The 19695-nt window shown below is 26.0% G+C and carries 15 protein-coding genes and 1 pseudogene; 14 read left to right on the top strand and 2 right to left on the bottom strand.

What is annotated here, in order from left to right; genetic code table 11:
* Nucleotides 1-72 precede the first annotated feature (72 nt).
* The 10 genes and pseudogenes from H9660_RS00185 to H9660_RS00140 form a co-directional block, all read left to right on the top strand.
* A pseudogene (locus H9660_RS00185) lies at nt 73-417 on the top strand (Rpn family recombination-promoting nuclease/putative transposase); the annotation flags it as partial.
* A gap of 336 nt (nt 418-753) precedes the next feature.
* On the top strand, nt 754-1410 hold the full coding sequence (locus H9660_RS00180) for a M15 family metallopeptidase (RefSeq protein ID WP_191747308.1): 657 nt from the start codon (nt 754-756) through the stop codon (nt 1408-1410).
* 14 nt (nt 1411-1424) lie between these two features.
* Nucleotides 1425-2120, top strand: coding sequence for a response regulator transcription factor (locus H9660_RS00175; RefSeq protein WP_191747307.1), 696 nt, complete (start codon nt 1425-1427; stop codon nt 2118-2120).
* Nucleotides 2110-3225 carry a sensor histidine kinase gene (locus H9660_RS00170; protein WP_423738995.1) on the top strand — a complete coding sequence of 372 codons (1116 nt, stop codon included), beginning with the start codon at nt 2110-2112 and terminating at the stop codon, nt 3223-3225. Before H9660_RS00175 ends, H9660_RS00170 begins: the two co-directional genes overlap by 11 nt.
* Nucleotides 3226-3514: 289 nt before the next feature.
* On the top strand, nt 3515-5068 hold the full coding sequence (locus H9660_RS00165) for a hypothetical protein (RefSeq protein WP_191747305.1): 1554 nt from the start codon (nt 3515-3517) through the stop codon (nt 5066-5068).
* A gap of 626 nt (nt 5069-5694) precedes the next feature.
* Nucleotides 5695-5877: a helix-turn-helix domain-containing protein gene (locus H9660_RS00160; RefSeq protein WP_066895046.1), complete on the top strand. Its 183-nt coding sequence runs from the start codon at nt 5695-5697 to the stop codon at nt 5875-5877.
* A gap of 326 nt (nt 5878-6203) precedes the next feature.
* Nucleotides 6204-7226 carry a ribosome small subunit-dependent GTPase A gene (gene rsgA / locus H9660_RS00155; RefSeq protein ID WP_191747303.1) on the top strand — a complete coding sequence of 341 codons (1023 nt, stop codon included), beginning with the start codon at nt 6204-6206 and terminating at the stop codon, nt 7224-7226.
* A gap of 156 nt (nt 7227-7382) precedes the next feature.
* Entirely contained in the window at nt 7383-7955 is a 573-nt protein-coding gene (locus H9660_RS00150) for an RNA polymerase sigma factor (RefSeq protein ID WP_191747296.1), read from the top strand.
* Nucleotides 7948-9372 (top strand): DUF4179 domain-containing protein, encoded by a 1425-nt coding sequence (locus H9660_RS00145; RefSeq protein WP_191747294.1) that lies wholly within the window; start codon nt 7948-7950, stop codon nt 9370-9372. The genes H9660_RS00150 and H9660_RS00145 overlap by 8 nt, the downstream gene beginning before the upstream one ends.
* A 313-nt stretch (nt 9373-9685) precedes the next feature.
* A complete protein-coding gene (locus H9660_RS00140; RefSeq protein ID WP_191747292.1) occupies nt 9686-11875 on the top strand; it encodes an alpha-galactosidase in 2190 nt (729 codons plus the stop codon).
* Between the two features lie 112 nt (nt 11876-11987).
* Here H9660_RS00140 and H9660_RS00135 read toward each other — a convergent pair whose 3' ends face one another.
* A complete protein-coding gene (locus H9660_RS00135; RefSeq protein WP_191747290.1) occupies nt 11988-12590 on the bottom strand; it encodes a DUF445 domain-containing protein in 603 nt (200 codons plus the stop codon).
* A gap of 328 nt (nt 12591-12918) precedes the next feature.
* Nucleotides 12919-14583, bottom strand: a complete 1665-nt coding sequence (locus H9660_RS00130) for a glutamine--tRNA ligase/YqeY domain fusion protein (protein WP_191747288.1) — start codon at nt 14581-14583, stop codon at nt 12919-12921.
* Nucleotides 14584-14960: 377 nt separating this feature from the next.
* On the opposite strand from H9660_RS00130, the gene H9660_RS00125 reads away from it, so the two are divergent.
* The 4 genes from H9660_RS00125 (at nt 14961) to H9660_RS00110 (ending at nt 19592) form a co-directional block, all read left to right on the top strand.
* Nucleotides 14961-15854, top strand: a complete 894-nt coding sequence (locus tag H9660_RS00125; RefSeq protein ID WP_191747287.1) for a CPBP family intramembrane glutamic endopeptidase — start codon at nt 14961-14963, stop codon at nt 15852-15854.
* A 174-nt stretch (nt 15855-16028) separates the two neighbouring features.
* Nucleotides 16029-17588 carry an efflux RND transporter periplasmic adaptor subunit gene (locus H9660_RS00120; protein ID WP_191747285.1) on the top strand — a complete coding sequence of 520 codons (1560 nt, stop codon included), beginning with the start codon at nt 16029-16031 and terminating at the stop codon, nt 17586-17588.
* 2 nt (nt 17589-17590) lie between these two features.
* Nucleotides 17591-18328, top strand: coding sequence for an ABC transporter ATP-binding protein (locus H9660_RS00115; RefSeq protein ID WP_191747283.1), 738 nt, complete (start codon nt 17591-17593; stop codon nt 18326-18328).
* Nucleotides 18306-19592 carry an ABC transporter permease gene (locus tag H9660_RS00110; protein ID WP_191747281.1) on the top strand — a complete coding sequence of 429 codons (1287 nt, stop codon included), beginning with the start codon at nt 18306-18308 and terminating at the stop codon, nt 19590-19592. Before H9660_RS00115 ends, H9660_RS00110 begins: the two co-directional genes overlap by 23 nt.
* Nucleotides 19593-19695: the final 103 nt, after the last annotated feature.

Raw genomic sequence — 19695 nt, 5'->3', positions numbered from 1 at the left:
ATATTGAGAAAGATTATATGTTAACAGATGTGGTTGAGATTCACTTTTTAGAACTACCGAAGGTTTAGAAAGAAAAAAGATAAAGATTATAGAGAGAATGCTATAGAAAGATGGCTAATGTTTTTAGAAAAAGATATATCTGAAACTACATTAAAGGAGTTGATGAGTTTGGATACGGCAATAGAAAAAGCTGAACAAAAAATCGAATACCTTAGTAGTGATGAAGAGACTATGAGGATTTATTATGACAGAGAAAGATCATTACATGAGAGAGCAAATATGATTAGTTCGGCAGAAGAGAGGAAAGCATTAGAAATAGCTAGAAATTTATTAGATGTTTTAGATAATGAAACTATAGCATTAAAAACAGGGTTAGATATAGATAAAATTAATTCATTAAGAAATAAGAATTGCTAGGATAGATAAAAGTCTATCCTTATTTTTACAAAAAATATAATTAAAACTTGAGTTGGAAATAATATTAATTATATTATGTTTGTGGAAGTCTGTATTTTTTACTTACGATACGGAGAACCGTATCATAAACAAATGATAAAACTAGTCTTAAGCAAGCAATATAACTTTTTAAGACTAGTTTTGTAAGTTAAATAGCATATTATAAGATTAATAGTATATTATTTATAAAAAATATAAATGAATTTATAAACTTAATATTTCGTAAGAATTTTTTAGAGTTGATGTAAACTCTATCTTCTACAATAAAGTCAGAATGAGCAAGGAGGAGTAGAGGATATGAAAAGAGTATTTAAATCAATTATAGTGTTTATAATAATAGTGTTATTAAGTTTGTGTGGAGTAAATATTATAAGTGGTAATGGGGGAGAAGAAAGAAATAGCAAAATAAATAATATTTTAATTTTAGTAAATAGAAAAAATGGATTAGATAAAAGTTATATTCCAATGGATTTAACAATACCTGAAATACCATTTTCAGATGAAGCAACAAATGAAGAAAAGCAGGTGGCAGGAATTATAAAGGAACCATTAGAAGAATTAATAAATGAAGCTAAAAAAGAAGGAATAATTTTAATAGGTAATTCAGCATATAGGTCTTATGAATCTCAAGAGATTATATATAATAATAGAGTAAGAGATGAAGGTAAGAAAAGTGCAGATGCATATGTAGCTAAACCAGGATTTAGTGAACACCAAACGGGATTATGTATAGATATTACTAATAAGTATAGATATTTTGCAGAAGGAACAGAAGAGGCTGAATGGCTTGAAAAAAATTGTAGTAGATTTGGATTTATTATAAGATATCCTAAGAATAAAAAAAGAATCACTGGAATAGAATATGAGCCATGGCATATTAGATATGTAGGAAAAGATGTGGCAAAATATATTTATGATAATGGAATTACATTGGAAGAATACTTAGAAAAATAAAGTATGGAGGAAATATGAGTTATAATAATATTCTTGTAGTAGATGATGAAAAAGAAATAAGAGATTTATTAGAAATAAATCTTAAAGGTGAAGGATATTTTGTATTTAAAGCGAGTTGTGGCAAAGAGGCGTTAGAAATATTAAATAAAGAAGAAATTCATTTGATAGTATTAGATATTATGATGCCAGATATAGATGGATTAGAGGTTTGTAAAAGAGTAAGAATAAATAACAATATTCCTATTTTAATGTTAAGTGCAAAGGTTGAAGATATGGATAAGATACAGGGAATAATGACAGGGGCAGATGACTATATATGCAAACCATTTAATAGCTTAGAATTAATAGTTAGAATAAGGGCATTAATTAGAAGAGCATACTTTTTAAATTCTAAAATATCAACTTCAGATAATATAATAAATATTAATAATATGACTATAGATAAGAGACAGCATAGGGTGTCAGTAAATAAAAAAGAAGTAGTACTTACAGCAAGAGAATTTGAAATTTTATATTTGTTAGCTACTAATAGGGGAAGGGTTTTTAGTGCTGAGGAAATTTTTGAACGAGTATGGAAAGAGAAGTATTATCAATCGAATAATACAGTTATGGTACATATGAGTAGATTAAGGGATAAATTAGAACAAAACTCATATGAAGATAAGATAATACATACTGTATGGGGAGTTGGATATAAAATTGAAAAATAAAATAATTATTAATTGTTGGATAAGGCCAATAGGTGATATGGTAATATCAGCAGTGCTAACATATATAATAGCAAGTTCAATTAGAGAAGTAATAATTTTATTATATAGGTATAAAAATATTAAATTTATTGATTATATATGGAATTTATGGAACGTATTGCAGCATGAGAATATTGGGAGATATCTTTATATAATTGTATTTTTGCTTTTATTTTTAATCATAAATTATACTATAACATATAAAAATAATAAAAACTTAGCTACAATTATAGAAGAAACGGAGATAATGGCAGATGGAAATTTAGATAAGTTAATAGATATTAAAGTATCTGGTTATATGAAAAGTTTAGCAGATAATATAAATAATATATCAACTCAACTTAAAGAGATAATGATAGAAGAGAGAAAAGCTCAGAAGACTAAAAATGATTTAATAACTAATGTTTCCCATGATTTAAGAACACCATTAACATCAATAATAGGATATCTAGAGTTTATTGATTCTGATAAATATAAAGATGAAGTAGAACTTAGATATTATATAGATATAGCATATCAAAAGTCTAAAGATTTAAGTTTGCTTATAAATGATTTATTTGAACTAACAAAAATGCAAAATAGTAGTATTGTTTTAGAAAAGTCAAAAATAAATTTAGTAGATTTATTAGGACAATTAGTAGTCTATTTTAAGAATGAGTTTAAAAAAGCAAATATGAAAGAAAGAATTAATTTTTCAGAGGATAAGTTAATAGTCTATGCTGATGCAAGAAAATTAGTAAGAGCATTTGAAAATCTATTATCTAATTCTATTAAATATGGAAAAGATGGATATTACGTTGATATTATAACAAAAGTTGAATATTCAATGGCGGTTGTTCAAATTATCAATTATGGAGAAGCTATACCTGAAATAGATTTACCACATATTTTCGATAGATTTTATAGAGTTGAAAAATCGAGGAATAGAGAAATAGGAGGAACTGGATTAGGGCTAGCAATAACAAAAAATATTATTGAGCTACACAATGGTTTTATTTCAGTAAGTAGTGATGAGAATAAAACTACTTTTGAGATAAGATTACCACTAAACTATAATGACGTTTAATATATTATAATAAAATAAATAAGATAGAAAATAAAAAAACTCATTTAATATTGATACAGAGAGCTGTATCATAAATAAATGATAAAAATAATCTTAGTCAAGTAATATCAATGGCTAAGGTTGTTTTTTGTAAGTGGGAATATTTGGTTGACTAAGAATAACTTAGTGAGAATAAATCTAAAATAGTGAGTAGATTACTCTATATATTATATTATAATAAGTATAGTTTAAAATATATGGTATATAACATAAAAATACATAAAATTAAATTGGGGTTAGGGAGCAAAAAATGTTATTAAAAGTTCAACAAATTTTTTCAAATAGAGAAATAGCTTATATTTTATGGATACTAGTTATTATGATAGTAGGAAGTTTTACTAAGGTTGGCAGAAAATTTTATAAAGATGTTCTACCTATTATATTTTGTAGAAAGTTTATAGTGTTTTATATTGTTTTTATATGCTTTTTGGTAGGAATTATAAACATATTATATTACATTGGATTTTGGAATATCTATTTGCTAAAAGATACTATATTTTGGGTGATTTTTGTTGAAATTCCTATTTTTATAAAAGCGTTAGAAAAGGCTAAAGATCAGTATTTTTTTAGAAGGCTTATAAGAGAAAATATAAAATTGGTTATTTTAATATCTTTTATTGCAGGCTTTTGGTCATTTCCATTATGGATAGAAATACTTATTATACCGATAGCTGTAATTGGGACAGCCTTATATTATGTAGCTAATCGTGATAAGAAATATATTAAAGTAAAGAAATTATTAGATAACTTTCAGGCGTTGATAGGGTGTTATTTAATATATTTCATTATAAGCAAATTATTAATAGAGTGGAGACAACTATATGATTTTCAAACTATAAAAGTTTTTATTTTGCCTATTATATTAATTATATTAAATATGCCAGTAGTATATGGATTAGCAGTATATAATCAATATGAACAGATATTTATTCGGTTAAAAGGTAGAGATGAAGAGAAGAAAAGAATGAAAATTGAAGTTGTAAAATTTGGGGGGATAAGCTTGTATCGTTTATCTATGCTACGAGATAAAGGAGCATATGTGTGGATAGAGAGTTTAAATAATAAAGAGTTAGAGAAAAATTTATTTAAATTTAAAAAATACTTAGAAGGACGAATAGGGGATAACTATATGAAAAGAGCGAAGTTTTATTATATGAGTAGTATTGTGCTTATAGTATTATCACTTCTAGCACTTATTTACTGTAATTCAGAAGTAGATATAAAAGACATAATTAGATTAAATTTTGTACTAGATATAGTCAGAGTAAAAGATATTATAACGCAAATTTGCTGTGTAGGAGTAGTTGGTGGCATTGGCATGCTTATTTTCGCTAAAGGGTTAAAGCAACAAAAATATGAGGATTTATCAAAAGTAAAGAAAATTGCGCTTTCTAAGTTCTTATTACTATTATCTTATCAGAATGGAATACTTAAAGATAAGGATATTAAGGAAAATGATATTGATATTATTTTTAATATAATAATTAGAAATGCTTATCTATTAGCTAAGGAAAGTGAAGTAATAAGAGCTTCATATGATAATTTATTAAGTAGATGGGAACTTCAGAGTATAGATGAATTATATAATGCTTCATTAAATTTATTATTAACAATTAGCAATAATATAGAAGACTTTAATGATATAACTAAAGAAGAATTTGAAATAATATATAAAGAAAAAATAAGAACTTCTCCTCAAAATGAAAAAATAAATGTATTTCTTTATGATACCAAAAAAGGTATTGAAAAATATATAAGTTGTGTTCAAGGATGTAGTGAAGAATTAAAAAAACTTTTAGAATAATTTAACTCATATGAAAATTGTATTAAATGCAATAAAAAATGCAAAATTGAAGATATAATCAGTGTAACTACTATACATGAAAAAATTATTAGTCAATAATATCGTATAAAGTATAGTCAGTTTAATGATCCAATAAAAAGTTGCGAAGATAACTATGTATTAACAGCATTCATTAAGTATTAAGTCTGTGTGTTAATAGTGTTTAGTACCCAAATAACCAATAAATTGAAATATGGATAAGAGAATGTATTGAGATCTATTATTAAAGAAGTGTCAAAAGTATTTATTATAGATAAGAGAATAAATTAATGTGAAGAGAAAGAATGCTATGAATGGAGTACTCTTTTACTTATAAAGATAAAAGTAATAAAATAATAACATAAAATATATTATTAAAAAAAACCTCACTTTCTACTGTTACGGAGAACCATATCACAAGTAAAATAAAGTTTTAGTTTTAGCTATTAAAATTACTTGGGTTAAATTAATGAATGTAATAACATTAAATATAGAGATTTTAAAAATATATCAATAACTAAAGAATAAAAATTTTTATTTAATAGTTGAAATTGATTAGTATTATTATGTAAAATAAATGTGATAACTATAATAAAGGAGATGAAGTTATGGAAAATTATAATGTTGTATTAGAATGCTTTGAAAAGAATGATGAACCAATGAATGCAACTGCAGTTGCAGAAAAAACAGGTATAGATAAGAAAGAAGTATCTAAGGTAATGGATAAACTTAAAAAAGAAGAAAAAATCTATTCACCAAAAAGATGCTACTGGCAAATAAAAAGAGACTAGTATTAAAATAAGCTTCCAAAATGTAAATTCATTAAGAGCAACAATCTTTTAAGGAATGAATTTATTTTGGAAGCTTTTATGTTTTAAAAAAGTTTAAATTTTAAAAGATTAATTTCAAATAATTGTATGAAAAAAATTAATATTGTTATATTATAAGTATAGTGGTTATATACAAAATTAACCATTAATTATCTAAAAGGATGTGATGTATTATGATGAGTTTAGTAAGAGTAAATAAAAACTATATTGTTGTTAATGGGAAGGTGACTACAGTATAGCAATTTATTAAGAAAACCTTCCTAATAGCATATATTTCGGGAGGAAAAATGAATAATAAAAACTTACTAGAATTAGGATTAAATGAAGGATACATTAAGGAAGCAAGTATTTATAATAAAGACTTTTATTTAGGAAGAATTTCAGTACAATATAGAGATATTTATAGAGTATTTACTGAAGAAGGGGAAGTGCTTGCAAGGGTATCTGGTAAATTATCATATTCTTCAAATAGTACTTTAGATTACCCTGTAGTTGGAGATTGGGTATTGATAGATAGGTTAGATAATAAAAATGGTGATACTATAATTCATAAAGTATTATCTAGAAAAAGCTATTTTTCAAGAAAGATTGCAGGAAGTAGATTTGATAGACAGATTGTTGCAGCAAATATTGACTATATATTTATTTGTATGGCATTAAATAATGATTTTAATATAAGTAGGCTTGAGAGATATGTAGCTGTGGCATGGGATAGTATGGCAATACCGGTTATAGTATTAACTAAGTCTGATTTATGTGAAAATATAGAAGAGAAACTCGAACAAGTTAAAGAAGTTGCTATAGGTATAGAAATATTAGTAACTTCAAGCTTAAATGGATATGGATATAATAAAGTTAAAGAATATATAAAAAGTGGAACAACAATAGCATTTATAGGTTCATCAGGAGTAGGGAAATCTACTCTTATAAATAAATTATTAGATAAAGAAATATTAAAAACTAATTCAGTTGATGAAAATGATAAAGGAAGGCACACAACTACTCATAGAGAATTAATCCTATTAGAAGATGGAGGAGTAATTATAGATACTCCTGGAATGAGAGAACTTGGATTAATTGATGCTGATATAGATAAGTCTTTTAGTAATATTGAAGAACTAGAAAAGCAATGTAAGTTTTCAGATTGTACTCATAAAAATGAACCTAGATGTGCAATTAGAGAAGCAATAGAAAATGGAAAGTTGGATATAGAAAAACTAGAAAGGTATAAAAAGCTTAAAAGAGAAGAAGCGTACAATTTATTAAAATCTAAACAACAAGAAAAGCAAAGAATGAAAAGTAAAAAGTAAATTAATAGATTAAGAGTTGCAAAAGCAACTCTTTTTAATATATATATAAATATTTTTTTATTTACATAAATTAATTGAACCTTTAAAGAAGTAAATACGTCTAATTAAGTGAAAATGAATTTAACATAGCTATGTGAGAATGGAAGGAGAAATATAATGGGGATATCTAATATTATTCCTATAGGAGTATTTAATAAATTCAAAGAGGAAAGTCTTAAAAAAAATAATGTTAGATTAGCTATAGATGGAGATAAGGATGCATTTAATATTTTAATTAAAGAAAATTTAAATTCTTTATACATTGTAGCTAGGGGAATTTTAAATAGTGAGTATGATATAGAGGATGCTATTCAAAGTACCATACTAAAGGCTTATGAAAAAATCTTATATTTAAGAAATGAGAAGTTTTTTAAGACTTGGTTAACAAGAATTTTAATAAATGAGTGTAACAACATAATAAGAAAAAATAAGAAGGTTACTTATATTGAAGATTCACAAATTAACAATGAAGTTTATGAGGATAAATATAAAAATTTAGATTTAATAAAAGCAATGAATAAATTAAGTTCTGATTTAAAAATAACTATGTTGCTATTTTATTTTAATGATATGTCCATAGAGGAAATAAGTAATACTTTAAAAATACCTAAGGGAACAGTAAAGTCAAGATTAAATAGAGGAAGAGAAAGATTATATAAAATTATGAGTGAAGGTGAAAGTCATGAATAAGTTTGATAAAGATAAATTCAATAAAATTATTAAGGATAAAGTAAGTGATAATAAGATTGAGATACCAGATAATATTAAAAGTAACGCATTAAAAATTTTAAACAGTTTACCAGAGAGAGAAACAAAAAGAAAAAGTAAATCAAGAAAAGTATCTGGATTAGTAGCTGGTATTATAATTTGTACATTAGGATTTAATATGTTTATGCCAGCATATGCAGAAAGCTTACCAATTATAGGTCCTACTTTTAAAAGTATAAATGAGGCTATAGGAATTGGAGATAAATATATAAAAGGATCTAAGGATATAAATATATCAAAAAGCTATAAAGATACTACAATGACAATTAAAAATATTTATTATGATGGAGTAGAACTAGCTATAGCATATGAGCTAAAGTCAGAAGAGGGATTTGATGATAAGCCTATAATATTTCCTATTATAAAGAGTGGTTTTAAAAATATAAATTATGATAATGAAGAAAATGATGGTGAATTTATAGATGATAATACCTATGTTGGTTTAGCTTCTTATGCATTTACTAAAGATGAATTATCTGATAAGACAAAAATAGAATTTATAGTTAATGATTTATATGGAAATTGGACAGGATATTATCCTAAAAAATTTAGTTTTAAGATTTCATTAGATGCTAAAGATATGGGGAAGAAAGAGCATGCTATTAATAAAGAATTTATTTATGGAAATAGAATATATAAGATTAGAAAAGTTATTACTAGTAAGTTAAATACTATTATATACGCAGATATATTAAAAGAAGATAATTTAGACAAATCAATTGAAAATAATGGGCTAAGAGGAACAGACGATCAATTAAGATTCTTTATAGTAGATGATATGGGAATGCCATTAGAAACAGGTTCCTTAAGTTTAAGTAGTAATATAAAATTAAATCAAAGTTTACTAGGTAATAGTACAATTAGATTTAGGGGTGCTTCAGAAGTAGCAGAATCAATAACTCTTATTCCCTATATTTATATATATGGAAGTGGAAAGAATATAAAAGGAAAAATTGATAAAGAAAATGAGATGATAATAGATTTAGATACAGGAGAAAAATATATTATAGAAAATATTGATTTTAAAGAAGATAAGACAATAATAGATATTAAAGCTAAAAAATATTTAAGTAGTCTAAAGTATCTTAATATATCTTTTTGGAGTGGAGATAATGAATTAGAGGATGAGGAATTAAATAATATAAGTATAGAAGACTGGAGTAAGATCAAAAGAGAAATAGAAATTGAAGACATAAAATTTAATGGAATGGATGATGGTTATAACTTTACTTTAACTTTACCAGCTTTAGATAGTAGCAAAGAATATTATTTTTTAGTTGATAATACTAAAAAAATAATATTAGAAGATGAAAAAATAACTATTGATTTAGAAAAATAATGGTTACTAATTAAGAAAATAAAAAATTCAACAATATATTTAAGGAGATGATTTCTGTATCTATCAGGAATCATCTTTTTTAATTTAAATATATAGTTATTATAAGAGTTAATTAAAACATTTCAAAAAATAGTTATTAAAATGTTTTATATATAAAAGTATAAACTTAATTATTTTATTGCAAAAATAAACAAAGTATAAGATATTATTACAAATATTACTATAATTTATATTAACATTGATTAATATAGATAGTTATGCTATGTTAAAAGTAAACGTTGTAAAAGTAATTATATATAATGGAGGATTGTAAATGGGTATTAGATTTATAGAGAAATATAATGTATTTAAACTTGACTCAAAGGATACGTCTTATATTATTTCTATTGTAGATGAAGAGAAATTCTTAGGGCATGTTTATTTTGGAAAGAGAGTAATTGATGAAAATATAAATTATTTAATGAGACTTGAGGAACCACCTTACGTTCCATCAAAAAATAATAGAGATAGAGTATCTTTTTATGATAGTTTTCCTTTTGAATACTCAACTCATGGTATTGGAGATTTTAGAGAATCTTCAATAAGAGTTTTAGATAAAAATGGGCATTCAGAGGTTAAACTTGAATATAAATCACATGAAATTTATAAAGGCAAAAGAGAGCTTAATGGATTACCTGCTACTTTTGGAGATGAAAATGATTGTACAAGCCTTGAAATTACTTGTGAAGATACATATTTAAATTTACAAGTTGTACTTATCTATACTACTTTTGAAAATTTAGATGTTATTACAAGAAGTGTAAGAGTTAAAAATTTAAATGAAGATAAGATTAAATTAACTAAGATATTATCTAGTTGTATTGATTTTGATGGTATAGATTATGATATGATATCTCTTCATGGATCTTGGGCTAGAGAAAGACATATACAAAGAAAGAAAATTGGATATGGTAAACAGGTTGTATCTAGTATAAGAGGTGAATCAAGTCATCAAGATAATCCATTTATAGCATTATTAGATAGTAAAGCAACAGATGATTATGGAAATGTATATGGATTTAATTTTGTTTATTCAGGAAATTTCTTTACTCAAGTTGAAGGATGTCAATTTAATACAACTAGAGTTGTAATGGGAATAAATCCAGAAGATTTTAATTGGGTATTAAACAAGAATGAAGAATTTATAGCTCCTGAAGTTGTTATGGTCTATTCAAATGAAGGTATAGGAAAAATGACAAGAACATTCCATGATTTATATAGAAATCATTTAATAAGAGGAGAATATAAAAATAAAAAGCGTCCAATATTAATAAATAATTGGGAAGCAACCTATTTTGATTTTAATACAGAAAAATTACTATCTATTGCAAAAGAAGCTTCTAAACTAGGAATTGAAATGCTTGTAATGGATGATGGTTGGTTTGGAAAACGTAATTCTGATAATTCATCATTAGGAGATTGGTTTGTAAATGAAGATAAAATAAATGGTGGTCTTAAAAATCTAGTTGATGAAGTCAATAAACTTGGTATGGAATTTGGAATATGGTTTGAGCCTGAAATGATATCAGGAGATTCAGAATTATTTAGAAATCATCCAGATTGGTGTATTAAGATTCCAGGGCGTGAACCTGCATTATGTAGAGAACAATATGTGCTAGATTTATCAAGAAAAGAAATAGTAGATTATATATATTCTAGTATAAAAAAGGTTTTATCTAGTGCTAATATAACTTATGTAAAATGGGATATGAATAGACAATTAACAGACCTAGGGAGCATTGGATTAAACTCAGAAAATCAAGGTGAGTTATTCCATAGATATGTATTAGCTGTTTACGACATGATGGATAGATTGACTAAAGATTTTCCACATATTTTATTAGAAAACTGTTCTGGGGGAGGAGCAAGGTTTGATCCTGGTATGCTTTATTATAGCCCTCAAATTTGGTGTTCTGATGATACTGATGCAATTGAAAGATTAAAAATACAAGAGGGAACATCATTAGTATATCCACTTTCAGCTATAGGGGCGCATATTAGTGATTGTCCAAATCATACTGTTGGAAGAACTACACCTTTTGAAACAAGAGGGTATGTAGCTTTAGCTGGTACTTTTGGATATGAACTTGATGTAACAAGAATACCACAAGAGGATAGAGATATGATACCAAAACAAATAGAAATGTATCATAAATATAATGATTTAGTAAGATGTGGCGATTATTATAGAATAGAGAACTTTTCTGAAAATAACTCTTTTGATGCATGGTCAGTAGTTTCAAAAGATAAGAGTGAAGTATTAGTAACTTGTGTACAAGTTTTTGGAAGAGCAAATTATCATAGTAGAAGAATAAAATTAAAAGGATTAATAGAAGATAGGTTTTATATAAATGAAGAAAGTGGGGAAGTTATATCTGGTGGAGCATTAATGACTGCTGGAATTAACTTAACTAATATGCATGGTGATTTTAAGGGGAAATTAATTCACTTAAAAATTAAATAATATAAAAAAGAAATTCGGCTAGTGCTGAATTTCTTTTTTATAATTTCCTTCCTTCAATTTGGAGGTATTAAATATAATTATAGAAAAAAGTAATATTTTAATAGTGATGTTGTTAAAGGAATATAACTAAAATTCCTTGAAGAACTCCTATTATAGCTCCAAGGACAAGTCCTAGAATTTCTATGTGTTTTAGTTCTTTTTTAGCAACCTTAATTATTATATCTTCTAACTTTTCTAAATCTAATTCATTAATTTTCTCTTCAACAATATTTTGAATATTAACATTTTCTTTAGCTTTAACTAATAAATCAGCACTAATTTCATCAATGGCACTAGGAACTTCTTTATTTAAAATTTCATCAATATATGGAGCAGCCATCATTCTAAATGGCATTGGTATAATATTTAGTTTTTCATTTATTATATTTTTAATTTTTTCGATTATATAAGAATTTAAATTTTCACCATTTGAATTATTTAAGGCTTGGTTTAGGATGTCGTCCATTGAAAGTAATTCAGTAGAAATAACTTCACCTATATTAGCAGCTATTTCATTTTTTCTCTTAGGAATTAAGCCTAGAATTTCTATGTTTAAAACAGGGATTTTAATTGGGGTAATTGGTCTAAATAAAAGCTTTATAGCAAGTATATTAGTTATCCATCCTATAAGCCCACCAACAACTGTTAACATTAAAATAGTTGTAAAATTATTCATAAATGCCTCCTATTATGTAAAGTGTCAAAATACATAAACATTTTATACCTTTATCTAAAAAATTTCAATATAAATTCGACTAGTTAGTATAAAAAGTATTAAAATATCATATCCAGGTTTCGTCGCAAGCTCCAAGTCACCTTGATATGATATTTTAACACTTTCAAACTTAATGTTAAATATTATAAAAATAAGGAGCTGTAAAAACATCTCCTTAATAGTTTATAATTTAATTTATTAAGTTTGTAAATAGATAAACATTGTATGACGGTGACTTGGAGCGCATGCGACGGAACAAGGAATATAATGTTTATCTATTTTTAAATTATTAATTATTAATCTTAAACGAGCTCTTTAATGAAACTATTCTATTGAATACTAATTTATCTTCAGTAGTATTTTTAGGATCAACATTAAAGAAACCATTTCTTACAAGTTGGAATTTATCTTGTGGTTTTGCTACTTTAGCAGTAGTGTCTTCAATAAATCCTTCTAAAACTTCTAATGAGTTAGGATTTATTTGATCTAAGAAATGCTTACCTTCATTTTCAGGAGCATCATCTAATATTAAAGGTTCATAAAGTCTAAATTCAGCAGGTCTTGCATTTTTAGCATCTACCCAGTGAATAGTTCCTTTAACTTTTCTTCCAGTAAATCCAGAACCACTCTTAGTTTCAGGATCATAAGTACAGTGTAATTCAACTACATTTCCATTTTCATCTTTAATTACATCATTACATGTAATAAAGTAAGCACCCATTAATCTTACTTCATTTCCCGGGAATAATCTAAAGTATTTCTTAACAGGAACTTCCATGAAGTCGTCTTGCTCTATATAAATTTCTCTTGAGAATGGAACTTCTCTTGTACCAGCAGCTTCATTTTTTGCATTGTTTGAAACTGTTAGCATTTCAGTTTGACCTTCTGGATAGTTAGTAATTACAACTTTTAAAGGTTTAATAACAGCCATAGCTGCATTAGCTTTTAGTTGTAAATCTTCTCTTATAAAATACTCAAGCATTTGAGAGTCTACTAAAGAGTTAGCTTTTGATACTCCAATAGCCATGCAGAAGTTTCTAATAGCCTCAGGAGTATATCCTCTTCTTCTTAATCCAGATACTGTAGGCATTCTTGGATCATCCCATCCATCAACTATATTTTCATCAACTAATTGTTTAAGCTTTCTCTTACTCATAACTGTATTAGTCATGTTAAGTCTAGCAAATTCAATTTGTCTTGGAGTGCTTTCCATTTCACATTCTCTTACAAACCAATCGTAAAGAGGTCTATGATCTTCAAATTCTAAAGTACAAATTGAGTGAGTTATTCCTTCAATAGCATCTTCAAGTGGATGAGCAAAATCGTACATAGGATAAATGCACCACTTATCTCCAGTGTTATGATGAGTTGCATGAGCAATTCTGTAGATAATAGGATCTCTCATATTTATATTAGGAGAGGACATATCAATTTTAGCTCTTAAAACCTTAGAACCATCTTCAAACTCACCATTTTTCATTCTTTCTAATAAATCAAGGTTTTCTTCAACAGATCTATTTCTATAAGGACTTTCTTTTCCAGGTTCAGTTAAAGTTCCTCTATATTCTCTTATTTCTTCTGGAGTTAATTCACAAACATATGCTAATCCCTTTTTTATTAAAAGTTTTGCTTTATCATACATTATATCGAAATAATCAGAAGCGAAATAGATGTTATCCCAGTTTCCTCCAAGCCATTTAACATCTTCTTTAATTGATTCAACATACTCAGTATCCTCTTTAGTTGGATTAGTATCGTCGAATCTTAAATTAAATTTACCTTTAAATTCTTCTGCAAGTCCAGAGTTTAAAACTATAGATTTAGCATGACCAATATGTAGATATCCATTTGGTTCAGGCGGGAAACGAGTTATTATTTCATCATGTTTTTTGTTTTCTAAATCTTCAATAATTATATTTCTAATAAAATTAGATGACATGTTTTCATTTGACATATGCAAACCTCTCCTATACAAATTATCTTTTATTGTTATATATAGTTATATACTATTTATTTACTTTTAAATCAAGGTATCATAAAAATATAGATAAATCAAAATAAAATTTTAGTTCTATCATATAATTACCATTGCTTAAGTTCGTATATATAATTTTAAACTAAGGTTAGGAAAAAATAAAGTCATAACTAAGGTAAAAGCTGTATTTTATAAATATTTATAAAAAAACTTTCATTAATAAGTTATTTTTCTTGAAATTTTAAGAGATTTATGAAGAGAATGAATAAAATATATAATAAATTACATAATATGGAATATGATATAAAAAAGGTGTATAATTAATTAGAGGATTTATTAATTTAAAGGAGAGTTATATGAAGGAGAAATTAAAAGCATTTTTTGCAGCTATAGGATATCTATTGTTAACAGTAGGTATTCAGTTAGTTATATCTATTATAGGAGGTATAGGTGTTGGAATTTATTATGTAGTAAAAGAAGTTTCAAAGAGTACTAATGGAGCAAATCTATTTGAAGATAATCTTGATAATTTAGTTACTTTTACAGCAGGTTTAACTAATGTATTTTTATTAATCTCATCAATAGTAACAATATTTACTTTGATTTTAATTTATAAAATAAAGAAAAGAAATTACAAGAGAGATCTACAGTTAATAAAAACAAGTAATATTAATATTTTATTTGCAATTATTTTAGGAGCTTCATGTTGGTTATTTAATGCAGGAGCATTAAGTTTAGTTGAAGAATCAGGAATTTTTTATAGCCAATTTGAGTATATGAATGAAATTTTATCTCCGCTTAGTCAAGGTAGTATAATACTTTCAATAATTACTGTAGGAATAGTAGCACCAATAGCAGAGGAATTTTTATTTAGAGGAGTTGTATACAACACCTTAAATAGAAAAATATCAGTAAGATGGACAATTATTATTCAAGCTATTTTATTTGGAGTTTTTCATGGAAACTTAATACAAGGATCATATGCAACACTTTTAGGAGTTATTTTTGGATATGTTACGTATAAAACAAAATCCTTATGGCCAGCTATTATTATGCATATGACCAATAATTTAGTTGCAACAATGGCACCATATATACTTGGAAATTATTTTGGAAATATATTAATTTACATTGCATTTACCTTAGTTGGAATTATTGGAATAACAGTTTTCTTAATAATATTAAATAGCAAAAATTCTAAAAGTAAAGATACTGTAATTGATTTTGAGAATTTTAACAATTTAAATTGACATTAGATTAATCTAATGAATTAAAATGTAACAGTAATATTTATATTAAAAATGCCGCATATTTTATATGATATGCGGTATTTTTTTTGAAAAAATATTAATAATATGTTAATAATTTATAATTATATTGTATAATTACAATATAATTATTAGATGAAATGGGGAGAAGAAAATATGAAAAAGCGTGGATTAAAAAATTTAATGCTAAAAAATAAGAAAAAAGTAGTTATAGTAAGTACATTATTTGTTTTAGGAAGTGCTTTAATATTAAGGAATTTTAATAGAGATACTAGTTCACAAGATTATAATTTTGAAATGTCTGAAAGGATTGTTAAACTTCAAAAGGGAGAAATTAATAATTCTGTAATAGTTAGTGGGAAAATTAAGAGTGGAGAAGTTTCTAATGTATCATCAACTATTGCAGCAAAAGTTAAGAGTATTAATGTAAAAGTTGGGGATACAGTAAAGGCTGGGGATATTATTTGTGTTTTAGATGATAGTAATATTGTTAAGGAGATAGAGAGTAAAAGTAAGAGCATAGAAGAAGAAAAAAAATCATTACAAGATAATTACAATAAGCTTTCTAATCAATTAGAAATATTAAAAAGTGCAAAAGATGAAAATTCAAAAAAACAAAATAAATTAATTGAAGAAGCAGAAAATAAATTAAATAATGCTAATGCTGAATTAAATAGCTATGAGGTTACTTTTAATAGTATAAAAAATACATATAATATTATGATTAATGGGCTAAAAGATAAACAAGCTAGTCGTGACAATGCAGAGTTAGCTAAGAAAAAATATTATGAAGAATGGATAAAATCAGGTGGAAAAGTTAATTCAGAGGAATATAAAAAATACATAGAGGCTAGTAGTGTTTTAGAACAAAAAGAAGAAGAATTAAATGAAGCAAAAGCGCTTTATGATTATGATAATATAAGCAATAATTACAATGAGTCTTTAGCAACATATAATGAAAAAGTTTCATTAAGAGATGAAGCTAAGAATCAATATGATGAAGCAATATCTAATAGTATAGCTTCAGCTAATGCAAGTGATGTGGAAATAGATAATATAAAAACTAATATGAATGACCTTAATAGTCAAATACAAAAGCTTAATGATAATGAGGAATTAAAGGAGCTTAAAGAAAATTTAAGTAAAACAGTTTTAAAAGCTGAAACTAGTGGGAAAATAACAGAGCTTAAGGTTAATGTTGGAAGTATGGCAGAAGGTATAATTGGGACTATTCAATCTACAGAAAATCTTATACTTGAAGTCAATATACCAGAATATGATATAAAGAAGCTCAATACAGGTATGAAAGTTAAGATAAGCAGTGATGCATTACTTGATAAAGTTGACGGTGAACTTATAAGTATATCCCCAATAGCAAGTAGCGATGATAAAGGTGGATTTTCAGCAGATATATCTATAAATAATGGATCAGGACTATTTATTGGAACTAATGCAAAGGCAGAAATAATAATTTCTAGTAAAGAAAATGTAATCTTAGCTCCTATTGATTCCATAAAGGATATAGATACTAATCCAAAAGTATTATTAAAAGAAGATAATGGTGAGATGATAGAAGTACCAGTTATTATTGGAGAAAAAAATGATTATTATGTTGAGATTAGTGGAGATAATATAAAGGAAGGTATGGAGATAGAAGCTGATATTAATTCATATGATAGTGAGTTAGATAACAGCTACAGTAATGGGGGGAATTAAAGATGGGTGATTCAAAATATAATAAACCCCTTATTGAAATGAAGGATATTATTAAGAAGTATTATATAGGACAACCTAATGAGCTAGAAATTCTTCATGGTATTAATTTAAAAATATATGAAGGGGAATTTGTTGCTATAGTAGGTGAATCTGGGTCAGGAAAATCTACTTTAATGAATATTATTGGAGTTTTAGATAAGGCAACTGAGGGAGAGTACTACTTAGATGGTATTAATATAAAAAATGCCACAGAAAAAGAAATGAATAGTATAAGAAATGAAAAAATAGGCTTTGTATTTCAAAATTTTAATCTAATAGGAAGAACTTCTGCTTTAAAAAATGTAGAACTACCAATGTTATATGCAGGGATAGGTGGTAAAACTCGTACTGAGAGAGCTATGAAGCTTCTTGAAAAAGTAGGAATGGCTGATAGATATAATCATAAACCAAATGAACTTTCAGGAGGTCAAAAGCAAAGAGTAGCTATAGCTAGAAGTTTAGCTAATAATCCTTCAATAATTCTTGCAGATGAACCAACAGGAGCTTTAGATAGTGAAACAAGCCGTATGGTTATGGATATTTTTCATGAATTAAATAAAAAGCAAAAAAAGACTATAATTCTTATAACTCATAGTAAGGAGTTAGCAGAAGAATGTCCTAGAATAATTACTATAAAAGATGGACAAGTTATAGGAGATAGAAAAGGGGGGAAGGCTAGTGGGATTATTGGAGAATATTAAATTAGCTATGGTTAGCTTATTAGGAAATAAGTTACGTTCAATATTAACTATGCTCGGAATAATAATTGGAATATCTTCAGTAATAACAATTGTGACAATTGGAGATTCCTTAGCGAGTTCTATAACTGGGGAAGTATCTGGAATGGGTGCTAGAAATATAAGTGTTAATTTAGAGCAGAAAAGTAGTCAAATAGAAGATGAATCGGAAATAATAGAAGAGTTTGAGTATGTAGAACCTACAGAAAAAGATAATATTACAGATGAAATGCTAGATAAATATAAAACAGAGTTAGGCAATGAAATAATAGGTATATCTATTTCTGAAAATGGAGGTAGTAATAATTTAGTTAATGGAAAGAATAAAGCAAGTATAGAAATCTTAGGTGTAAATGATGGATATTTTAAGGTAGAAAATATTAACTTGCTAACAGGAAGATTTTTTTATTCTAAGGATATAAATGAATTTAGATGTATTGCTGTAGTTAGTGATATGTTTGTAGATAAGTACTTTGGTAAAGAATATACAAATGAAGAGGCTTTAGGAAAAAGCTTTGAAATTACAATTAACGATAATATTGTTAGAGTATATATTTGTGGAATTTATGAATTTGATAAAAGTGCTACTTTAGGATATTATTCAAGCAATGAAGAAATATCAACAAGTTTATATATGCCTATTTCAGTAGTTAAAAAGCTTAATAATAAATTAAATGGATATAGTAGTTTTAAAGTTCTTCCTAACAATGAGGTTGATGTAGAGGATATAGTATTTAAGACCAATAGATTTTTTGAGGAAGAATATAAGAAAAATGAATATATAGTTCCAGTTGCTTATAGTATGGAATCTATGATTAAGGCAGCAAATAAGATAATTAACAGTGTTAAATTAGCCATTAGTGCAGTTGCTGCAATTTCTTTATTAGTTGGTGGAATTGGAGTTATGAATATAATGATGGTTTCAATAACTGAAAGAACTAAGGAAATTGGTATACGTAAAGCATTAGGAGCAAGTAATTTTGTAATATTAATACAATTTATTATTGAATCTATAATTATATGTATAATTGGAGGAATTATAGGTATATTAATAGGGATTTTCTTTGGATCAATAGGAGCTAAATTAATGGGATATAGTGCAAAGCCTAATTTAGCATCAATATTAATTGCAGTTGGATTTTGTATGTCAATTGGTGTGTTCTTTGGATACTATCCAGCAAGGAAGGCAGCAAAATTAAATCCTATCGATGCATTAAGATATGAGTAATACTATTATGAGAATACTAATAGATAAATAAATATAGTCAATAAAAATACCGCATTTTTAAATTATGCGGTATTTTTATTCTTTAGGAAATTATAATAACAAA

The organism is Clostridium gallinarum (genome assembly GCF_014836325.1).
GTDB lineage: Bacteria > Bacillota > Clostridia > Clostridiales > Clostridiaceae > Clostridium > Clostridium gallinarum.
This window is presented reverse-complemented; position numbering and strand designations above follow the sequence as displayed.

Excerpts from the sequence above, each read along its gene's own strand:
- H9660_RS00180 (WP_191747308.1), top strand. The coding sequence starts at position 754 with ATGAAAAGAGTATTTAAATCAATTATAGTGTTTATAATAATAGTGTTA.
- H9660_RS00175 (WP_191747307.1), top strand. The coding sequence starts at position 1,425 with ATGAGTTATAATAATATTCTTGTAGTAGATGATGAAAAAGAAATAAGA.
- H9660_RS00165 (WP_191747305.1), top strand. The coding sequence starts at position 3,515 with ATGTTATTAAAAGTTCAACAAATTTTTTCAAATAGAGAAATAGCTTAT.
- H9660_RS00160 (WP_066895046.1), top strand. The coding sequence starts at position 5,695 with ATGGAAAATTATAATGTTGTATTAGAATGCTTTGAAAAGAATGATGAA.
- rsgA (WP_191747303.1), top strand. The coding sequence starts at position 6,204 with ATGAATAATAAAAACTTACTAGAATTAGGATTAAATGAAGGATACATT.
- H9660_RS00150 (WP_191747296.1), top strand. The coding sequence starts at position 7,383 with ATGGGGATATCTAATATTATTCCTATAGGAGTATTTAATAAATTCAAA.
- H9660_RS00145 (WP_191747294.1), top strand. The coding sequence starts at position 7,948 with ATGAATAAGTTTGATAAAGATAAATTCAATAAAATTATTAAGGATAAA.
- H9660_RS00140 (WP_191747292.1), top strand. The coding sequence starts at position 9,686 with ATGGGTATTAGATTTATAGAGAAATATAATGTATTTAAACTTGACTCA.
- H9660_RS00135 (WP_191747290.1), bottom strand. The coding sequence starts at position 12,590 with ATGAATAATTTTACAACTATTTTAATGTTAACAGTTGTTGGTGGGCTT.
- H9660_RS00130 (WP_191747288.1), bottom strand. The coding sequence starts at position 14,583 with ATGTCAAATGAAAACATGTCATCTAATTTTATTAGAAATATAATTATT.
- H9660_RS00125 (WP_191747287.1), top strand. The coding sequence starts at position 14,961 with ATGAAGGAGAAATTAAAAGCATTTTTTGCAGCTATAGGATATCTATTG.
- H9660_RS00120 (WP_191747285.1), top strand. The coding sequence starts at position 16,029 with ATGAAAAAGCGTGGATTAAAAAATTTAATGCTAAAAAATAAGAAAAAA.
- H9660_RS00115 (WP_191747283.1), top strand. The coding sequence starts at position 17,591 with ATGGGTGATTCAAAATATAATAAACCCCTTATTGAAATGAAGGATATT.